The sequence below is a fragment of the Pseudoxanthomonas putridarboris genome, assembly GCF_038321125.1.
GTDB lineage: Bacteria > Pseudomonadota > Gammaproteobacteria > Xanthomonadales > Xanthomonadaceae > Pseudoxanthomonas_A > Pseudoxanthomonas_A putridarboris.
Genome location: NZ_JBBWWT010000022.1, coordinates 1 through 1,831 on the forward strand (window position 1 = coordinate 1; position 1,831 = coordinate 1,831).

General features: G+C 64.0%; 2 protein-coding genes. Both read left to right on the plus strand.

Annotated elements, in window-relative coordinates:
- Window positions 1-820: type VI secretion system Vgr family protein (locus tag AAD027_RS18980; protein ID WP_341727603.1), on the plus strand; the 820-nt coding region annotated here is incomplete at its 5' end.
- 14 nt (window positions 821-834) lie between these two features.
- The coding region (locus AAD027_RS18985; RefSeq protein WP_341727604.1) for an SH3 domain-containing protein at window positions 835-1,831 on the plus strand (997 nt) is incomplete at its 3' end.

Consider the following 1,831-nt stretch of genomic DNA (forward strand, 5'->3'; position numbering starts at 1 on the left):
CTACGGGATGCAGGTGCTGCCGCGCATCGGGCACGAAGTGCTGGTGAGCTTCCTGGAGGGCGACCCGGACCAGCCCATCGTGACCGGTCGGGCCTACCACGCGGCCAACCGTCCGCCGTATGCGCTGCCGCAGCACAAGACGCGCAGCACCTGGAAGAGCCAGACGCACAAGGGCGAGGGCTCCAACGAAATCCGGTTCGAGGACGAGGCCGGGCGGGAAGAAATCTACGTGCACGCCCAGCGCGACCAGAACAACGTGGTGGAGCACGACGAGACCACGCGGGTGGGCAACGACCGCACCGAAGAAGTGGGCCACGACGAGACCATCACCATCGGCAACGACCGCACCGAGCAGGTGGCGCGGGACGAGACGCTGGGGGTGGGCCAGGATCGGTCGGAGCGCATCGGCCGGGACCACACGCTGGCGATCACGGGCACGCGGCGGCAGACGGTGGGCCAGGATCTGATCGAAGAGGTGGGCAACCAGCGCCAGGAGACGACCAAGGCCAGCCGCACGGTGACCACGGGCGGGCACTACCGCCACCGGGTGGAGGGCCGGCACGACATTGAGGCCGGCGAACGCATCACCGAACGCACGCGGGTCCATGAACTGGAAACAGCCGACAAGACCATCATCCGCGGCCCCGGCGGCACGCTGACCATCGACAGCAGCGGCATCACCATCGAGGGGACGACGATCCTCGTCAAGGGCCAACTGCAAATCACGGGTGACGGCAAAGGCAATTCGTTGTCGGTTCTGAGCGATCCCTTTGAAGGTGAACCTACGGAGCAACTCTGGAACTGGCGCTACACCGACTAACCGAGCGAGCCGCTATGAACACCCCTGTCAAAACTCTCACGCCGACCACAAGCTTCGGTTATCCATTCAAGACCAAGGAAGAGAAAGAGTTCGCTGATCCCCTGGAGTTCTACAAAGGCCTGGCGATGGTCACGGGCGGGCACTATCTGCTGGGAACGCATGGCCTTTGGCATGGTGGCATCCACTTTTCCAAGGCATCGGCCAATACCTTCTCACAAGAAGGTGGCGTGCGTTGCATAGCCGATGGCGAAGTGGTGGCGTACCGGATAGACAATCGTTATCCCGATGGGAAGCCAGGCGGAATCGCCGGCAGCACGCCGATACTGCCGTACTCCACCGGTTTCGTGCTGGTCCGGCATTCGCTGCAACCCCCCAAATTGCCTGCGCCCCAGACTACCGCTGGCGCGCGCCCCGCCCCGCAGCCGCAGCCGCCCAGGCCACTGACGGTGTACAGCTTGTACATGCACTTGGGCGACTACGCCAGCTATCTGGCCGCTCCCCAGCGTCCGACGCCGGCGTGGTGGAAAGGTCCTAAGCGCCATGAGGTGAAGAACACCAATCGGGACGACAATCCTCAAGCGCAAGGCCAGCAGCCGGGACTCAACATCCGCAAGGCCGGGAGCGCCAGAAGCGAAAAGATAGGCTGGCTTTCTCGCGGCGCCCAATTGACGATCAGCGAAAAATCGGCCGATGGAAAATGGGGCAAGGTCTCCAGTGTACTGTCTGGCACGTGCGAACTGTATGGTACGGCGGACGCCACGGCCCCGAAGGGTTGGGTGCATCTGGGCAGCCTGAGGGCGCAAGGTACGCCGGACGCATTCGACCGCGTGGTGGTGTTGGCCGAGCCGTCGCCGGTTCGCGCCGGGGACGTCATCGGCTATCTGGGCGAAGATGTTCCGGCGTCGGTGAGGCCCATCGGCAATGGGCCGATGACCCGGCCTTTGCTGCACTTGGAAGTGTTCAGCGGTGATGATGTGGAAGCCTTCATCCGGCAATGCCGCCGCTATGCCG